Annotated in this window: 1 protein-coding gene; it reads left to right on the forward strand. The window is 32.6% G+C overall.

What is annotated here, in order from left to right; all coding sequences use genetic code 11:
• Window positions 1-332 precede the first annotated feature (332 nt).
• On the forward strand, window positions 333-521 hold a 189-nt coding region (locus V3595_RS28340), incomplete at its 3' end, for an IDEAL domain-containing protein (protein ID WP_485911268.1).

The following is a 521-nucleotide window of genomic DNA, read 5'->3' on the forward strand; positions in this document are numbered from 1 at the left end:
GGAGGGTTATTAGGTATACCCTTTTTTAGTATAGCATGAAGGATTTTTAGTTTTTAATGAAAAATATTGACAAACTATTAGCTGGTTTAGTTCTATAAGAGGTAGCATCAGGAAATGGTATAGATTAACGATTAAGTAAACTGAATGAATAAAAGTTTTTGAGATGCATTAAAAATATTCTTGTTTAAGTCACAAAACTGAAGGTTTCACTGAGTTTAAACTTTCAGATGTAAACCCAGTGGCAAATAGATCTATGGAACTACCAAGTAAAATATTTGAATAATCTGAAAACTTTAAGTATAATAAAAAAAAGGTCAAGGAGTTGGTTTCCTATGGAAAGGAATTTGGTTAATACGCCACCACAACCTGAAGTAAACGCCAAGGACTCTGAATTTGCTGAAATGGTGTTAAACAACGCCCTTCGTAATTTCCGAAAAGAGCAAATCCGAAAAGAGATTGACCAATCATTACAGGACCGAAACAAAGAAGAATTCCTACGATTAACTGGGGAATTGAAAAAT

Source organism: Bacillus sp. CFBP9009, from assembly GCF_036541465.1.
Classification (GTDB): domain Bacteria; phylum Bacillota; class Bacilli; order Bacillales; family DSM-1321; genus Peribacillus.